A 16,454-nucleotide genomic window follows, 5' to 3' on the forward strand; every position below is an offset into this window, starting at 1 on the left:
CGCACTCATCTAACGAACTGGTGGGAGAAATTACCTCGTAGAAATTTGGAAGAAACATCTTCATTCAGAAATCTTAGTGTCTTCACAGCCTAAAAATTAATCAAAAGTATCATAAACAAATCTGCGGATATAGTTTTCCAAATCGATAAGATCAAAAGGTTTCGCTAAAAAACCGTCTGCTCCGCATTCCTTTGAAATAGTCCGTCCATCGGTATGACCTGAAATCATTATCACAGGTAGCCTATTATGTTTAGGTAAACTCCGTAAATCCTGTAGTATCAACTCTCCGTTTCGTGCGTACATATGAATGTCCAGAAAGAGTATATCGGCATCTATACAATTCAGTACATCTATCAGAATTAAACTGTTCGAAACAGTTATAACCATTGTATCTTGATCCTCCAATACAACGGAAAATGCATTCAGTATTCCCTTGTCGTCATCACATACCACTATTTTCTTTTTCATCTTGAGTCTTTTTTTGTTATTATTGATCAGAGACATGCAACGCTTAATTGCATAAAAACATGAAATCTATTTAAAACCACTCTAAACATCTGTACATCATGAAGATGCAGCTTATTGTAGTCAAATTCAGTTTTATTAAAAAAAGCGAGCAAAAGCCTGGTCTAATAATCCAGCCTTTGTACCCGCTCCTAATTAATCTGCCTTTGTGCAAGAGCAAACAATAAGCTATCTTTTCAATTGCCTATTTCTTTTTTTTACGGAAAACATTATCTGTTAAGTCTTTAGAGACAGAATCTTTTTCTTTTTGATAAGAAGATTGCGTTTTCTCTTTTGTGCTTTTTTCCTTTTTAGTGTCTTTACTCATGATATATGGATTTTATAGTGCGTATTATCCTTTTCCCTTTTCAATGTTTATACTTGATCGGGAAGAATAAATGTAAACTAAAACGTCTTCTCTCTTTGAGGTACGCTAGCAGCTATTTGTTAAACTAAAAATTTCCGGAAAATATATTGTGGAGAATTTAAAGATAAAACAAGTTTGTTTATCATATTGGATCTACAAAATGGGGTTATGTGAAATAGTAGATCATAGTATTAAATATACAAATAATAATTGACAATGAAGCACCTATTTTTCTATTGCCATAGGTCATGTAAGATTTATACCATTACAAATCTGTAGAGCTCATGTTCAAACATGGCTACCAAACGATCTGCCAAGACTTCTATGATATTCTACTAATTTCCAACAAAATATTCATATATTTATTATTGAAGGCTATGGTTTTTTATTAGAAATTCCCCTTACTCAACTTACGATGAAAAGCTATCAATTTCGTTTTAATAACCGCAGTAAAACCTCAGCCATTCTTGTTTGGTTTTTTACGGTTTTATTGGCCATTACACTAACAACTACCCTTTTTCTTGTACGCCCTGCACATGATCTCTCGAGCTGGCTGTTACTGATATTATTTCCGTTCCTCTTAATAGCTATTTATAGATTATTTAAGACGGCCTCCGAACGACAATCGACAGAAATACTAACGCTGAATAGGGACGGAATTGCAAAAGAAAAGTTTTTAGATTCGTTGATCCAATGGGCATTCATTCTGCTCGGAGTGAACTCTCCTATATGTTTTTTAGCTTTCTGTCTACAGTGCTCCAAATACGTAAGAATTTCTGACCTGGTATATGTCCGGTCCTATTCCAATCGGAATAACGATGTTTGGAAGTGTTAATGAAGGGCTTTTAAGAAATTACAACATCAAATCGTATGGATAAAGCAAAGGAACCTATGTTTATAGTATCCTTAAGGAAGAGTGGAAAAGCAAATAAACCAAAATAATAGCCATAACTGATCGATTTAAAACGAATTGCATTGGACAGAACAACACATATAATCACTATTAAGTCAATTGACCAAATTCCGACATTAGATGAAATTAAATCCATTCCAAGAGAGATGGCCTTAAAGCTTATTTTTAAAGGAAAGATGAATAAACAACGAGAACGAGTCGGAGAATATCTCGAACATGCACTTTCAGGTTTCCAAGTTTTGACCCATACGGTCGAACCTGAACTAAACATTGTAAAGCTTATTACGGATCAAGAGATTGAAGACCATCAGGACTTTTTTGAACAATGTGCGAAAGATTACAGGAAACTTGGTGAGCAATTAGTATTTATATTGATCGACAAACTTGATCTAAACTTAAACAAGGATTTTCCACTAGATACGTTCAACGAATTAAAACGAGACGATCGACAGTTAGGAATAGTTGATGAATGGAAGTATTTCGTCCATGGTTTTCACTGTGGTTTTCACCATTTGACAACGGGACAATGTATTGAGGTTCCTCTAGCATTCGGACTCGAATTTGGAGATTTAGATCCATATTTTTTCATGAAGTTTATTCTGTCCTCACCAGACTATAGGACTCTGCCAATTCCCTTATTTGGCGAATATGCCGACGGGTTAAGAATAATAAAAAAAATGACCGCATTAGGGAAATTTGAAGAAATCCCTTCGAATGTCCCTGGCCACACTGGTGTTGTTGTCACAGATAGAGAAAAAATTGAGATTAAATCCGACATGGATTTAGAGAAAATATTCGGAAAGCATATTGAGGAAATTAAGAAGAAAGCCAAGTTCAACCTTTGGGAATTTCTTGGAATAAAAAGATGAGCCTGGCAACAAGACTATTGAGAAGATTCTCCATAAAGAATGTGTAAAGGCTATCCCTAGAAGTATTCCGCTTTAGGTTTACCTGATGCCGCCAAAATGCTAGGAGTGTCTCCACATTGCCAAAGTCACAGCCCGATCACCGCATTAGCATTATTTTCTAGATTATCTTTCTAAGCGGTATAAGGGAGATATTGAAAAGTCGGGAATTTTAACCTCCTCGAATTCGAGGGGGGTAGAAAACAAGCCGGTCTCGAGGTTATACTAAGCAACATAGAAATTATAAACGCGTTATTTAACTTACGGCTCACGAATGTTCAATATTTTCTAGTAATACCGAACGGAGTAGATGCCGAAATTCAAGAAGACTATCGAGGCCTGTTTACTTTGGATCCTTATATTTTCTTGAACTCAAGAACCAAGTCTCCATCTTTCAACAACAGGAGCTGTTCACCGGGTATAAATTCCAAGATGCTACCTTCATCATCATACACAAATGTATGTTCTGACTTATAGAGATAAGGGACATACATCTGTCCATTATCTGATAACTGACCAATCAAATTTGTGCCATCTGAAGAAATCGTCATTGTTTGACTTCCATCCTTATACCGGTAGGTCCCTGCTATTTGGCGAAACTGTTCCTCAGTCAGGTCTTTTGTTTTATTGAAATCGGGTAAGATGGGATCTCTACCATAAACATATTGGATGAGTGTATTTTGAACCTGGCTTAAGTCGATATTAACGGCATTACACAAAGTTACGATCCCTAGCTTTTCCGCTGGAAAATACCAATAATCCGAGAAATAGTTTTCAATTCTACCACCATGAATATATCCTGTTGGATTCTTAAATCGTGCTTTTTCAATTCCCATTCCATATTCCCCCTTATTCTCGGGTAACATTAACACGAGGCTCTCCTTTGAAATTAACTTACCCTCAAACAGGCCTGAAAGAAATCGATTAAGTTCCACAGCCGTGGTTGCTATACCACCGCTACCAGGGTGATTCGAAAAATTTACCTTTGAATTTTCAATATACCTATTTTGAATATTATACGATATCGCTTCATGTTTATTTGGATCTGTCTCCGGAGAGAAATATGTATTGCTCAATTTAAGTGGTTTGCATATCTTTTCCTGTAATAGCACAGCATAAGACTTGTGATATACTTTCTCCAATATAAATCCCAATAACGCATAATTCGTATTACTGTATTCGTAGGCAGTATTTGGTTCAAAATTGCTTTTTTCATTTTTAATATGGTTGATAAATTCCGCTTCTGTATGAAATTCCTGATCCCATATTTCCTGCCCCTCGACCTCAGTAAAGTTAAATATACCACTACGATGTTTCAACAATTGTTCTATGGTAATCTTTTCGGCATTTTTTACTTGGGGATAAAATATCGAAAGATGAGTATCCAAACTTAGCTTTTGTTCTTCCACAGCTTTAAGAATTAAAACGGCTGTATACGTTTTTGTATTAGAGGCAATGCGAAATTTTGTATTGCTATCATTTTTTCTTTTGGAACCAACATCAGCATAGCCTATTGAAGTTGTATAAAATAGGCTATCGTTGTGCAATACCGCTACAGTTCCCATCATTTTATTATTTTGGAAAAGATGGGCAAAATAGGCATCTAACTTTTCTTGCGCCACTAATGTACTATTGCCGAGAAAAGCAAATAATACAATAAGGGCAGAGATATTCTTACTATTTTTTAGAAAACACATATAAGGGATTTATATAACAATCGATTTCTCTGTTTTCAATTTTCCAACAGCCACCATTTGATTTCTCTAATTTAGACAACTATTTGATTTATTTTAACAAAAGTGTATAATAACAAATTTAAACTTAAAAACAATTTGGAAATGCGATTTGAGTTTAAACTCAGATCCCTTAACATATCTTACAATATTAGCTTGATATTATTTGAAGCTTCGTTATAGCAAGCCTAGGGCTCGGCGTCTATTGTCGCTGGTATATATGTTAATTTAGAACTTATATTCCTCTTGAATGTGCTTTATCAGCTTTTTTGCATCATCATCGGAAATTGATTTTTCGGGAATATTCTCGATATTTTCATTGGTATTTTCTTCCATAAAAAGTAGGATCTTTTTATAAATATTGGCTATTAAGTTACAATATACAATTTTTTATTCTCATTTTTCGCTAAGACCAATAAGTGTGTCAACTACTACACCTTTGTTAATATGGGTATTAGAATAGATTTAAATTTCAATACATTGCGCAATGCTTCAAAGGAATATGTAGCTTTGATTACGCTATATGAAGCAATTCATGACTACCTCAATACGAAAGTTTTTTTAACCAATACATACAACAACTGTCGCACAGCATGACATTATATGGTCAAGCAAAGTGTAAAAAGTATTACTGTCAAAATTTAGAAAAATGAAGTTTTTAAAATACAATATCCTTTTGGGCACATGGTTACTGTTGTCTTGTACCACATTGAAAGTCGCGGATAACAGTGGAAAATACCAAAGAAGTGAGGTAGAGGATAGTAGAATTGCTAAAGATAAAGTTGGTATAAATATTCAGCTTTTTGACATCGAAAATGGCAAAGAAGTTTCAATAGATAATGTTAAAAACATGCCAGGTAATGTAATCGATAGCAGCAGCAATGCCAAGCTCCTCATATTTGATAAAAATCATGTACCCAAAGGTATATTTGTTATTAAACCAACAAAAACACCATTTTTACTACGCCCTGGGAGGTATAAAAAGAATCTTATAAACTTTAAATATACCTAACTCCTGACACTAGAGGTGAAATTTAATTACTTAGAGACGATCAACTCGTTTTCTAAAACTAATTTTTAAATAATTGATTAAGTATATTAAAAAATGTATGAAACGATTGGATAAAAACAGCACATATCTTGTATCGAAAACAGAAAGCTTCAATAATCAGAAGATCCTAAGGTCTGACTTTGAAAAGCTCTCTCACACCATTACTTTCACAAGCCAAAATCTGCACTCAACATCTACATGATACTCAAATCGAGATTTAAAAATGCTTTTAGTCTTTTAGAATTACAAATTGCTCTTTCGAAATTGACAAATAAAAGAACAGAACCAGAATTTGCTCTGCAAGCGGAGGTAGACAATATGAGAACTACTTACAGTAAGATATTGAATGAAACCGAAAAGTTTCTGGAACATTGTCAAGACTATAGGATCTGGATTTCGAGCTACATACCATTAGACTGCCCCACGACTAAATATTTCATTTGGTATGAAGATACAGATGAAAACGATAAGCTGCTAATCTCTAATGATGGAAAAGTGTTTCTTTCCCCTTCAATAGATAACTTGATTCATTTACTGATTAGTAATAACGATACCTTCAAGGCACCTGCTAATTTAGAAGCATGGTTGTCTGGTATGGAAAACTTACCTCCTACTAAATCGATCACTTATTCTCCCCGGGAAATTATCGATGGTTTTCGATCAGATGCTGTTTCGGTTGATACTCTTGCTGATTTTGTATATTTTTACAATTTGGTCGGTGACCTAAGCTACCAAGATGAAAGATTTGGAGACCTGCTCAAATCTCGCGAAGCGGGAGAACTTACGAAAGTCTGGGACTACTTTTGTAATAACCATCTTTTCAAGGCTAAAAGACATAAGGAGGTGTCTTTTGATAAGACCAAGTTTATTGCTGATTTTAAGGAGTTAGTGGGGAGGTTTGAAATATATATATATTAACATCCCCCTTAAACATATCCTATTGTTAGAGCATTCTTCAAAAATAAAGAAAACTTACTGCGCTAGTGACTGAATAATAATAGCTGAATACCAATTTCCATTGCAATTCCTAAAATCTTCAACTTCGTAATACTTAGAAAGATCCTGTTCCCTTATATTTTCAAGAAATCCCAAATAGTAAACATGCGTATTTAAGTAACCTTCATTTTGCCCAACCTTAAATAGCATATTATCTGAGTTAAAAAAAAGAATTTCTTCTATAGATAATTGATTAAAGTGATTTTTCAAACTGTTGAAATCGCTTTCACTTAATCTCTTTTTAAAATCATCATCTTTAGTTGCATACTGATCCTTGTATATATTTGTAAAATAGGACTTTGGCATATCCGAATTATTAAAGAATTGTTTCGGATTATTAACTATAATTCTTTGAACAGATTCAATTGACTTACTATTTTGATAAAAACCACACTGTTGTTTTGTGCAGCTCGTTATCATAATAACTAACATAATATAAATAATATTTAATTTCATCTTTTCTTCACTTTTTGGCTTTTTCATCGATATGTGGTGCCAAGATAAAAAATGGAGATGGAAATTATAATTAATGAGCTATTTATTTTGATCTGAAATTATATAAATTTTCTAAAAATTCGGAAAATGAATTTCCGCAAAAATCAATGTAATCAGTTTTAAAATTCGACATTAAACCAAATGAGTGAAATGTCATTTTTACTTTGTGGAATGCATAACTGGTATCTGTGGCATTCATCCCGAATAAAAAATAGTCTAGAATTTGCCCCATTAGTAAGATATAGCTTTCATCTATTTCTTGAAGCTCCTCTAAAGGAAACAGTCTTAATCAGCTATTGTATCCTACCTCACCCTCACTCACATTGAATTCTTTCAACATAGAAATATAATCATCTGGAAGATTAAAACCGAGATCCTTCTGTACCCGATTGATCAAATCGGCAGATACTGCTAATCCTTTGATGAAATCACCAAAATACAAAGCTATTAGACTATCCATAACGATTTATTTCCCACAAATTTAAACATTTACACATCAAATTAGAGGTTATGTCGCATTAGAATATGTATATCGATGACATTATGGTTAGCACAGCGAATTTTTGCTTAGTTTCGAAATAAATATATTGCGCAAATACCCTGCGCACCTTTGGAATATATTTGTTTAGTTTTTACTGTTTTATAGCCAACAGCGAAAACGTGTAACAATTGTAAAAGTATTAGCAATTATCATATATGACACTTGAAGAATTAACACTTGAAATTTATGCGGAAAGGGCATTGACGTATTTTGAGAGTAAACACCTGGTTACCTGGGCCATCAATGTGTTAACCCTGGGGTATGAGAGTGAAAACCTCTATATATTAGGTGGTTTGGATAACGCATCTACGGAAGAACGCGAAATCTATTTTTGGAAATCAATTGCTGATCTAAAATTAAATATAGAGAAAAGTGAAGCGGATTTAATGGAAAACTATGCCCTAACAATGGCAAAAAAAGCAATCAGCGAAGAGATCAGTATAGAATATGCCTTCAGTCAAATGCGAAAAATTGTGTCTGCAAGCGGATACAATTACAGGTATATCGCCTTTTATGAAATTGACGAGGATATGGACTATTTGAACTATAACAACTCGCCCCTTTACAATCCAGGGCTTACGCTTAAAATTCAAAGGAATTTATCTTGGAGGAAATGAAAATCTTCGTCGAAATGGAAGGCTTAAATATCTCCCGCGAACAACGTCATAAATACTATTGCGAGACTTGTAAAAACCTTACTGGCCCAATAACGAAAAATAAATTTCAACTTAAAAAACCATTTAGATATACAGTTATGGCTTGTGGGATATGTGGTTCAGAAAAGCTTAAATACAACAGTAATCATGATGTTAAGCGGAAAATAATAGAACAGTCAAAAAACAATAACTAAAATTGATCATTGGATGTGGAAATTTCTTTTGGCAAATGATTTCCCGATTGGTTTTAGATAACCTTCGAAAATAAAAATTTTCAGGTCAAGTTGATCGACTGTTTTACAGAAAAATTAGCCCAATCCTTTTATAAAAGATTGGGCTAATTTAATATGAAAAGATTTTGATTTATTGAACCTTTTTAATCAAAGGGAAAATAGTGCTTTCAACATGTGCTTTTTCGATCAGACGACGTAATTCCATGACCTTTTTTGGATTATCGGCAGCAATATTATTTTGCTCTTTTGGATCTTGCTTAAGATTAAACAATTCCGTTGTTGGAGCACCGCTCATCACTTTCTGTAAAATAAGTTTCCAATTCCCTTTACGGACAGCCTGACGTCCTCCGTCCTCATGGAATTCCCAATAAAGATAACCATGCTGCTTTTGCTTTTTACTTTCACCCAACAATGTCGGAACAATAGAAATTCCATCGGTATATCTTGGCTTATCGGCTTTGGCTAATTCGACCATCGTTGGCATAATATCCCAAAAAGCGCCTAAATAATTTGATGTTTTTCCAGCTGCAATTTTACCTCGCCAGTAAGCAATAAACGGCGTCTTTATGCCGCCCTCATACAGATCGCGTTTTGTACCTCGTAATCCGCCTGAACTATTGAAAAAAATAGGATCTGCTCCCCCTTCTTTATGTGCCCCATTATCACTGGTGAATATAATAATTGTATTATCAAGCAGATTATTTTGACGTAATCTTTCAACAATTTGTCCTACATACGCATCCATCCGACTTACCATACTGGCGTACATTGCATGCGGCTTTTCGACACTGTTGTACCCCGGAACTGTTGCTTTAGGACCATAATCGTTGCCTCGGTAAGGCTTCTCATCAAACTTATCGGCATATTGCTTATAATACTCGTCTGCTGGTCCTGCAAGTTCAGCGTGGGGTAGCACCGTGGGGACAAAAAGAAAGAAGGGTTTATCTTTGTTGGCATCGATAAAAGCAAGGGTTCTTTCCTGAATCAATGCCGGTGCATACTGGCCCTCTGCCATCAACCCATTGCCATCAAGTTCAATACGCTGCTTATTATGCCAAAGATGGGTAGGATAATAACGATGTGATTGACGCTGACAATTGTACCCATAAAACTCGTCAAATCCCTTCTGGTCAGGTGCACCCGTTGTACCTACCATGCCTAACCCCCACTTACCAAAGGCACCGGTGGTATAACCGGCCTTTTGCAGCAACATCGCGATGGTCTGCACTGAATCGGCCAATGGCTCTTGCCCCTCTGGTTCAATTTCCTTATTACCTCTGACGTAAGTGTGTCCTGTATGCTGTCCTGTCATCAAGGATGAACGCGATGGTGCACATACGGAAGTGCCTGCATAAAAGTTATCAAACTTCATTCCCAATTGGGCCAATAAGTCGATATGTTTGGTTTCAATCTTAACTTGACCATAAGCCCCCAAATCGCCGTAACCAAGATCATCGGCCATAATAAATACAATATTCGGTCTTTTGCTTCCACTTTGCGCGAAAAGACTGCTTGTAAACGTCGCGATTAAGACAACTAGGAACGTTTTCTTTAGCGTTATCAATGTTAATATTTTCATGTGTTATAAATTATTTTACCAGCCTTCATTCTGTTTTAAGTTTTTATTCTGTACCAGTTCTGCAGCAGGTATCGGATATAAATAATAGTATTCAGGAAAAGGAGATGGTGCTTTACCTTCGTAGGCAATATAACCTTTTGTCTGTCCATTTTCAACTGGAATAGGCGTATTAGAAGGTATATCTACTCCCTTGGTTATATATCGTCCTAATTTTTGGGTAATGGCATAATCCATTTTTTTCCATCGTCTGAGATCGTCAAAACGAAACCCTTCACCCATTAGTTCAACAGCACGCTCGCGACGTATTTCCCACAGCACGGGGCTTATTGTCTCATCGCGCTTGGGATCGGGTGGAATTGTCGTCAACTCCAGAGAAGCCACGCCAGCGCGTGACCTTAATTTATTTATCGTTTGATCGATAATCTGCTGGTTGATCTCTCCCAATTCATATTTTGCTTCAGCATATCCAACCAACAATTCCCCAAGCCTAAATATAGGAGCATCGTTGATATCAACATTCTGGATCCTATTGATCTTGTTACTGAATTTGTAAAACCGATACCCGGTGTAGCTTACACTATAAGGCTGTCCATTGGTGAAATCTACATAATGTGGTTCCTCTTTCAATATGAGACCTTCCCAGTTCATCCAGGGTAAAGTTTTATGTTTGTCGTCTGATAGTGTGGCCATCAAATCGATATACTCCCGGTCCTTCGGATCATCCGAATACTCCCAAAGCATATTTGTCTTCCCCATTTTAACTTTATAGGGAGGTGGAATAGTAAAGTATAGACGGGTATCACGGTTTCGGAATTCAGTATATGCACTTTCATCACCAGCAAATGTTGGACTCACCCAACGAGTTTTCCCATCTTTCATCAGATACATATCCACAGCTTTCTTGGTGAGATCCCATCTACCTGAGGAATTACGCGCCAGCGATGCTAGACCATGTGTAATCTGATTTAACTCATACTGCTTATAAAGAAAAACCTCAGCGACATTTGCCAATGATTCACTGTTAAACAGCAGGTCATAATTGCTCAATAGAGGTATCGTACTGGATAGGATTTTTTCTGCTGCTGCAGTTGACAATTTCAGGTATTTTTCAGCGTCTTTAAGTTGATGATATTTCCTCCATGTCCCCTCCCTCAGGCCAAAACGGGCTGTCAGTGCCAAGACAACCTTACGATTGATGGTATTTGGCCCATCCCCATTTTCTTTGATATTTTCTCCGGCATAGCTGAGCATTTCTACGATATGTGCCGCAATTTCATCTCGAGTTCCGGGGGTACCGTAGAGAACATCGGTATCGCCATCGTCAATCGTACGCTCTACCCAGATTGCCTGACCAAATTTGTTGAGGAGATCCATATATTGGTAAGCCTTGAAAAAGTAACCGATGCTACGGATATGCTTCTTCTCCGGTTCAGATAGCTGGCTTGCCTGCTCAATATTATCCAAAAGAACGTTGATGGATCGTATCTGCACAAATGGATTACTGTAATCGCTACTTGTTGATGGGACGACCATTCGCTGCCAAATCCAATCAGAAGTGGCGTTTGCCTGCGCTTTGGCAAATAGATCGCCGTTGACCTCAGCGTCAGGGACAGTATTGCTGTAGCCAGGAAACGTGCCATAGAATTGCCAAGCATAGGAAATAAAATTGTTATAGTTTGTGAAAGTACTTTGCTCTGTCAATGTACCTTCTGGATCGAGATCAAGTAAATTGCTGCAGCTTGTTAACGATGTGGCTAGCCCCAAGCAAAGGATATAGTGGATAAATTTCTTTTTCATGATATTCTGCGGTTTTTGAAGATTTAAAACGTGACATTAACGCCAAAACTATACTTTTTCAGGAATGGATAAATACCTCCCGACCCGATGTTTTCACCATCGGCCTCCATCCCTTTGGGCATACGATCAGCTTTAAATAAATTTTCACCCGAAACAAATACCTTGATATTGTCGATCACTTTGCTCCGTAAAGTCTTTCTGTCGATGGTATAACCAAGTGTAATATTTCGCACCCGAAGATAGGAGCCATCCGAAAGGTATTTGGTCTGTGTTCTTCGATTCGCTGATGTATTTAAACCTGCATTTGCATAGACACGCGCATAGGTGGCATCAGTATTGTTCGGCGTCCAATAATCTAGATTACCCTTATAGAGGGTACCGAATTCGTTATTATAAGGCCACATCAAGAAATTGCTCAACCAAAGATCCCGCTTTCCTACACCCTGTATAAACACGCTCAAATCAATATTCTTGTAAGAGAAATTACTATTCAGACCGAATTGAAACCGTCTATTATTATTGCCAATAACCTTCATGTCACCAGGATCGGATACAGTACCTGTACCACTGAAGATGATACCATCACCATTTAAATCAGCATATTTAACATCTCCGGGATTCTGAGCAACACCTTTGAAATACGGGATTCCATCTTTTAACTTTCCATTTACCAAACTGGCATTTAAACTATTTTCCTGAAAATCATCTACCGTATAATAACGCTCTGTAACATACCCCCATATTTCACCGAGTTCTTTTCCTTTGTAGAAGCCATCGATCAAGCCAGCACTGTTGTTGATTTTGGTAATAAAACCTCGATTATCTGAAAGATTGAATGTAAATGAATATTTAAAATCTTTAATCTTGTCTTTCCAGGAAAGTTCCAGCTCCCATCCCTTTGATTCTAGATCCGTAATATTCTGGAATGGAGGTTGTGCGCCCAAAACTGCCGGTAGGTCGGCCCCCTGATAAAGCATGCCTATTGTCTGCCGTCTAAACCAGTCAAAACTTCCGTTCAATTTGCTATTGAACAAAGCAATGTCGACACCGAAATTTAAAGTACGCGCCTTCTCCCAGGAAAAAGTTGAACTGATTAAATTTGGTGGATTTATCGTCAGGTAGCGAATGCCAGTATTTGGATCAATCCAATTTGCATTGCCTGTCCCCATCTGAGGTATTGCAGGAAAATAAACTTGATTTTTATTGGTATCAAATACGACCTGGTTACCGATTTCCCCATAAGAAGCCCTGAACTTCAACATTGGGATACTATTTTTTAATCCCGTCATAAATTGTTCCTCAGCAACATTCCAACCGGCAGAAACGGATGGAAAAAATCCAAACCTGCTACCTTTGAGGAAACGGGAGGAACCGTCTAGTCGACCGTTCAGTTCCAATAGATAACGATTCTTATAATCATAATTAATTCTGCCAAAATAACCGAGGATAGCATACTGACTAAAACTGTCGGATGTATTTTGTGTCCCTGTGCTTGTCCCCAATGAAGGTGAATCAGGACTTAAAATCCCATATCTGGTTGCTGAAAATGATTCGGTATAACTTTTCTCATAATTTGTTCCCACCAAAACTTTCACATTATGGTCATCCAATGCACGACTGTAGCTCGTATAGAGATTTAAAGCATTATAGTCCGTCAGGGAATTAGAACGGGTATAAAAATCTTGATTGAACAGGTATTCCGTATTAAAATTATTCGGATTCATATACCTATTTCTGTTCTGCGCATTTTTATTGTTCAGATTGTTTTTACTAAAGGTGTATTCAGCAGTAATATTCCATCCTGGTAAAGGGTTATACTCCAGTTTACCAAACAATCTAAGATTTTCTTCATATCTGCGCGAAGGATCTTCATATTTTAGATAATTGTTGGGCGTACCGTAAGGTATGGCTTTCCCATCACTGTCTATCGTCTCGCCAGGATTAAGATATGACCCGAATGTCAGAGCCCGATAAAACATCTCACCCATATTGGCTGGGGTAAGGCGATTATCCTTTTTATAAAACACATTGACACTCGCATTAAAATTTTTGAACAATTCGGCGTTTACATAAGCATTGAAATTATATCTACTATAGCTATCTTTTTTGGTAATCATAATACCATCTTCGTTGCTATACATACCAGAAAGCCTATACGCAATCTTTTCCGAACCACCTCTGATAGAAAGATTATGCAGGTGTTCAAATCCGGTCTGGAATACCTCATCGTATAAATCGTATTCTTTTAGGGGATATTTTGTGTTATTTACCTCGGCTATTCCATCAGGAAATTTTGTTGGATCTGTTTGATAATTTTTTAATAAATCAAGCCAGGTATCGACATTTTGTCCTGCCCAATTCGAAGTATTTCCAAAGTCTTTTAACGCCTGCACAAATTCAAGTGGAGTCGCTTTCTCAGGGAGCGTTGAAGGGCGGCTCCAAGTCAGATTACTCGAGTAATTGATGCTGGTCGGCTGATTTCTGGATCCTTTCTTTGTGGTGATTAGAATGACCCCAAAGGCTGCTCTAGCACCATAAATAGAAGAAGCGGCAGCATCTTTCAAGACGGTGACATTTAAGATATCTTTGGGATTTATATCGTCCATATTCATAGGGACGTTGTCGACCAATACTAAGGGGCTACCACCGTTTATGGAAGTAACGCCCCGAATATTTAGTTCTGTCGATGTTCCGGGACGTCCTCCACCAAAAGTAACCTGTAAACCAGGTAAAGCCCCCTGTAATGCTTGAGAGCTACTGCTTACAGGTCTATCTCCCAACACTTTTTCCATATCAACTGAGGCTACAGCCCCTGTAAGATTTGCTTTCCGTTGTGTACCGTAACCAACAACAACAACTTCTTCCAAGGAGGTCAGATCTTCTTGGAGGACAACATTCATAAATGACTGGCTAACCGGAATCTCCTGACTGATAAAGCCTACATTACTGACAAGTAAAATGGCATTTGGCCCACTTACTTTTAGATTAAATTCGCCTTTATCGTTTGTACTTGTACCGCGATCCTTATCCTTTTCGACTACGGTGACGCCCGATAAAGGTAAGCCCTGCCGATCCAAAACCTTTCCTTTGATATCAAGCCCTTGGGCTTCTTTATTGTTGACAGTGATCACATAGGTGTTTCCATTCATATTTTCCATCCGGAGCTGAAATTTATTCAGCAATGGCGCTAAAGCGTTGGTCCAATTTTGGTTCTCGACAGAAATAAGGGGAAGGCTTTTATTGGCGATCACGTTGTCAAAATATATAAATTTGACTTTAGTCTGCTTTTCAATGGTTTTTAAAACAGTCTTAAGATCGGTATTTTTTATTTTTAGGGATACCTTTTCCTGTGCTTTGGTACCTATTCCGAAGACCTTTACGGTAAATGCAAAAGTGAGCGCTAATGTTAATTTTGTCATTAATGCATATTTAATGGTGCTAGATTTTCGTGCAAAAAATACCTGACCATGTAAATTTTTTTTCATAGTTTTAAATTGATTATGGAACCATAGAGTGCTTTATCTTTCTCAGGGACTACGCACTCTTATTTCATGAACATGAAGGATACATCATTGGGTGTATCCTTTTTTTGAAACTTTATGTATAATCTCTCATTATCGTTTATTTAGGGTTAATATAAAATAATTGATTCGTTTTCTTCTTTGATATGTAGCTTCGGATTGGCCAATAAAATAGTCTTTAAAACCATCTCTAGGCTATAATTCTCCATCGTCCCGGTAAAGGTGGTTTTCTCCAGTTCGGTATTGTCGATTACGATATTCCTGTTATACCATTTGCCTATTTTGGACGCAACAATATCCATCGGGTCAGCATCAAAGGAAAGTTTATTCTCAAGCCACAATGCTTCGGAGGGCATTTTTTCTCCATCCTGAACAATAAGCGCTGTCCGTTTTACCCCATTTGTGCTGCTCTCATCACTAGGTTTGGATCCTATCGATATGTGGGCTATGGTTAACTTTTCTCCGGGTACCATCTTATAGGTTTTGTCACTATTTTGACTTTTCAATTCGATAGCACCCTCCACAAGTGAAGTCTGTGTTTTATTCTCGTCCTGATACGCCCTGATATTGAATTTTGTTCCCAATACTTTTACCTCGGAATCCTTACATGAGACAATAAATGGGTGTTTTTTATCTTTGGCAACAGCAAAAAAGCCCTCCCCCACCAATTTTACCCGACGTTCCTTTTTATTGAAATCTGTAGCCAGATAGAGTTTGCTGTCGCCATTTAACCAAACGGTACTCCCATCAGGCAGGCTAATTATCCGTTTCTCGCCCTTACTGCTGCTATAACTCATTCTATACTCAACAACTTCTTGTTGAGATAAATACCGCCACATACCAACAAAAAAGAAGATTGCAATACTAGCCGCTACTAGATAAAAGAGGTTGCGTTTTTTTACCCGACTCCTTACTGGAATGCTTTCGGGGGTACTGTCTTCCAATTTCTTCCATAGCTGATCAAATGCCATTTCAGTTTTTTCGATGGTTGATGACGGCGTTCGTTGCTGATTTTTAATAAAATGATAAAGGACTTGGTGATCTGGATTGTCAATAAGCAACTTTTCAAACAGTAACTTCTCCTCAGGTGTTAGTTTCCCCTGAATTTCTTTGTTCAATAATGCTAGAAGTTGATCCTGATCCATCTTACGCTTGAGTCTTTA

General features: G+C 37.0%; 13 protein-coding genes. 4 read left to right on the forward strand and 9 right to left on the reverse strand.

Annotated elements, in window-relative coordinates; translation table 11 throughout:
• Window positions 1-96: 96 nt before the first annotated feature.
• On the reverse strand, window positions 97-468 hold the full coding sequence (locus ACLCDV_RS19320) for a two-component system response regulator (protein ID WP_317664784.1): 372 nt from the start codon (window positions 466-468) through the stop codon (window positions 97-99).
• A 241-nt stretch (window positions 469-709) separates the two neighbouring features.
• Window positions 710-832: a hypothetical protein gene (locus ACLCDV_RS19325; RefSeq protein ID WP_317664782.1), complete on the reverse strand. Its 123-nt coding sequence runs from the start codon at window positions 830-832 to the stop codon at window positions 710-712.
• 1,014 nt (window positions 833-1,846) lie between these two features.
• On the opposite strand from ACLCDV_RS19325, the gene ACLCDV_RS19330 reads away from it, so the two are divergent.
• Window positions 1,847-2,653, forward strand: a complete 807-nt coding sequence (locus tag ACLCDV_RS19330; RefSeq protein WP_317664780.1) for a DUF6896 domain-containing protein — start codon at window positions 1,847-1,849, stop codon at window positions 2,651-2,653.
• Window positions 2,654-3,045: 392 nt separating this feature from the next.
• Here ACLCDV_RS19330 and ACLCDV_RS19335 read toward each other — a convergent pair whose 3' ends face one another.
• On the reverse strand, window positions 3,046-4,386 hold the full coding sequence (locus tag ACLCDV_RS19335; protein ID WP_317664779.1) for a serine hydrolase domain-containing protein: 1,341 nt from the start codon (window positions 4,384-4,386) through the stop codon (window positions 3,046-3,048).
• Between the two features lie 685 nt (window positions 4,387-5,071).
• On the opposite strand from ACLCDV_RS19335, the gene ACLCDV_RS19340 reads away from it, so the two are divergent.
• Both ACLCDV_RS19340 and ACLCDV_RS19345 read left to right on the forward strand, forming a co-directional pair.
• The gene (locus ACLCDV_RS19340; RefSeq protein WP_411971999.1) at window positions 5,072-5,434 is read left to right on the forward strand and encodes a hypothetical protein; all 363 of its coding nucleotides are present in this window, start codon (window positions 5,072-5,074) and stop codon (window positions 5,432-5,434) included.
• A 237-nt stretch (window positions 5,435-5,671) separates the two neighbouring features.
• Entirely contained in the window at window positions 5,672-6,391 is a 720-nt protein-coding gene (locus tag ACLCDV_RS19345; protein WP_411972000.1) for a hypothetical protein, read from the forward strand.
• A gap of 54 nt (window positions 6,392-6,445) precedes the next feature.
• Here ACLCDV_RS19345 and ACLCDV_RS19350 read toward each other — a convergent pair whose 3' ends face one another.
• The gene (locus ACLCDV_RS19350; protein ID WP_317664773.1) at window positions 6,446-6,952 is read right to left on the reverse strand and encodes a hypothetical protein; all 507 of its coding nucleotides are present in this window, start codon (window positions 6,950-6,952) and stop codon (window positions 6,446-6,448) included.
• Window positions 6,953-7,253: 301 nt separating this feature from the next.
• Complete coding sequence (locus ACLCDV_RS19355; protein WP_317664771.1) at window positions 7,254-7,424, reverse strand: SMI1/KNR4 family protein; 171 nt, start codon at window positions 7,422-7,424, stop codon at window positions 7,254-7,256.
• 236 nt (window positions 7,425-7,660) lie between these two features.
• Between ACLCDV_RS19355 and ACLCDV_RS19360 the strand changes: the two genes are divergently transcribed.
• The gene (locus ACLCDV_RS19360; protein ID WP_411972001.1) at window positions 7,661-8,122 is read left to right on the forward strand and encodes a hypothetical protein; all 462 of its coding nucleotides are present in this window, start codon (window positions 7,661-7,663) and stop codon (window positions 8,120-8,122) included.
• Between the two features lie 402 nt (window positions 8,123-8,524).
• Here ACLCDV_RS19360 and ACLCDV_RS19365 read toward each other — a convergent pair whose 3' ends face one another.
• The 4 genes from ACLCDV_RS19365 to ACLCDV_RS19380 form a co-directional block, all read right to left on the reverse strand.
• Window positions 8,525-9,973: an arylsulfatase gene (locus ACLCDV_RS19365; RefSeq protein ID WP_411972002.1), complete on the reverse strand. Its 1,449-nt coding sequence runs from the start codon at window positions 9,971-9,973 to the stop codon at window positions 8,525-8,527.
• A gap of 15 nt (window positions 9,974-9,988) precedes the next feature.
• Complete coding sequence (locus tag ACLCDV_RS19370) at window positions 9,989-11,770, reverse strand: RagB/SusD family nutrient uptake outer membrane protein (protein WP_411972003.1); 1,782 nt, start codon at window positions 11,768-11,770, stop codon at window positions 9,989-9,991.
• A 23-nt stretch (window positions 11,771-11,793) separates the two neighbouring features.
• Window positions 11,794-15,255 carry a SusC/RagA family TonB-linked outer membrane protein gene (locus ACLCDV_RS19375; protein WP_411972004.1) on the reverse strand — a complete coding sequence of 1,154 codons (3,462 nt, stop codon included), beginning with the start codon at window positions 15,253-15,255 and terminating at the stop codon, window positions 11,794-11,796.
• 146 nt (window positions 15,256-15,401) lie between these two features.
• Entirely contained in the window at window positions 15,402-16,436 is a 1,035-nt protein-coding gene (locus tag ACLCDV_RS19380) for a FecR family protein (RefSeq protein ID WP_317664759.1), read from the reverse strand.
• Window positions 16,437-16,454: the final 18 nt, after the last annotated feature.

It is taken from the genome of Sphingobacterium sp. Lzh-3, from assembly GCF_046764375.1.
Lineage (GTDB): Bacteria > Bacteroidota > Bacteroidia > Sphingobacteriales > Sphingobacteriaceae > Sphingobacterium.

Bases quoted from the DNA above. Each gene is read 5' to 3' on its own strand.
- ACLCDV_RS19320 (WP_317664784.1), bottom strand. From the start codon at position 468: ATGAAAAAGAAAATAGTGGTATGTGATGACGACAAGGGAATACTGAAT.
- ACLCDV_RS19325 (WP_317664782.1), bottom strand. From the start codon at position 832: ATGAGTAAAGACACTAAAAAGGAAAAAAGCACAAAAGAGAAAACGCAA.
- ACLCDV_RS19335 (WP_317664779.1), bottom strand. From the start codon at position 4,386: ATGTGTTTTCTAAAAAATAGTAAGAATATCTCTGCCCTTATTGTATTA.
- ACLCDV_RS19340 (WP_411971999.1), top strand. From the start codon at position 5,072: ATGAAGTTTTTAAAATACAATATCCTTTTGGGCACATGGTTACTGTTG.
- ACLCDV_RS19345 (WP_411972000.1), top strand. From the start codon at position 5,672: ATGATACTCAAATCGAGATTTAAAAATGCTTTTAGTCTTTTAGAATTA.
- ACLCDV_RS19350 (WP_317664773.1), bottom strand. From the start codon at position 6,952: ATGAAAAAGCCAAAAAGTGAAGAAAAGATGAAATTAAATATTATTTAT.
- ACLCDV_RS19355 (WP_317664771.1), bottom strand. From the start codon at position 7,424: ATGGATAGTCTAATAGCTTTGTATTTTGGTGATTTCATCAAAGGATTA.
- ACLCDV_RS19360 (WP_411972001.1), top strand. From the start codon at position 7,661: ATGACACTTGAAGAATTAACACTTGAAATTTATGCGGAAAGGGCATTG.
- ACLCDV_RS19365 (WP_411972002.1), bottom strand. From the start codon at position 9,973: ATGAAAATATTAACATTGATAACGCTAAAGAAAACGTTCCTAGTTGTC.
- ACLCDV_RS19370 (WP_411972003.1), bottom strand. From the start codon at position 11,770: ATGAAAAAGAAATTTATCCACTATATCCTTTGCTTGGGGCTAGCCACA.
- ACLCDV_RS19375 (WP_411972004.1), bottom strand. From the start codon at position 15,255: ATGAAAAAAAATTTACATGGTCAGGTATTTTTTGCACGAAAATCTAGC.
- ACLCDV_RS19380 (WP_317664759.1), bottom strand. From the start codon at position 16,436: ATGGATCAGGATCAACTTCTAGCATTATTGAACAAAGAAATTCAGGGG.